Origin of the sequence: Streptomyces ossamyceticus (genome assembly GCF_001418475.1) — a bacterium.
In the GTDB taxonomy this organism is placed as follows: Bacteria; Actinomycetota; Actinomycetes; order Streptomycetales; family Streptomycetaceae; genus Streptomyces; species Streptomyces ossamyceticus.
The window spans coordinates 509-1,153 of the sequence record NZ_LIQX01000620.1 but is presented as its reverse complement, the minus strand read 5'-3'; the positions used below and the strand labels follow the sequence as shown (position 1 = coordinate 1,153).

The following is a 645-nucleotide window of genomic DNA, read 5'->3' as shown; positions in this document are numbered from 1 at the left end:
GGCGTGATCTAACGAGTGGTGGGCGATTGCGGGTGAGGGGTCGTGCTCCGGCCGGTGGCATGATCCGGCTGTGGCGATCAATCGGGCAGTGTTGGCCCATCGGCTGATTACGGGCATCTCACAGCGTCATTTCGCCTGTCTGGTCGCGGAGTTGGCGGTGTCGTGGCAGGCCGGGGTCGAGGGCCGCCGTCATGCTGCGCGGGGCGGGATCCGCAAGCTACGGGCGACGGGGCGATGAGCGGTTGGTGCGCCGTAGTGCCGGACTTGGGCGGAGTGATACGGGTGCAGTGGGAGAGCCGCGGGAACCATGATCCGGTTCCTCCCACCCATTGGCATGACCGAGTCGTAGCGGAGTGGGCCGAGTGGAATGACGTCTGGTGTTGAGTCTGCGCTTGCGGTGCCTCCCAACCGTCTTTGGGGAGAGGAGAGACGGCGGCTTCAGCTGTTGGCCTGGGCGGGCTGGGAGTCGGCCTGGGGCGGTGTGGTCGGCTCTTTGGCCTCGGGGGAGGTGTAGTAGACGGATGAGCCCTGCCTGCTGCGCTGGGCTTTGCTCTTGGCCACGAGTCCTTCGAGGGTGGTGCGCACGACGTTGGTCTGGATGCGGCGGTCGGGGTGGGTCTGGCTGAGGGCGGCGGCGACCTCGGC

1 pseudogene is annotated in these 645 nt (G+C 67.4%); it reads right to left on the bottom strand.

Going from position 1 to position 645, the window contains the following annotated elements:
* Positions 1-438 precede the first annotated feature (438 nt).
* Positions 439-645, bottom strand: a pseudogene (locus tag AOK15_RS47805) (hypothetical protein); the annotation flags it as partial.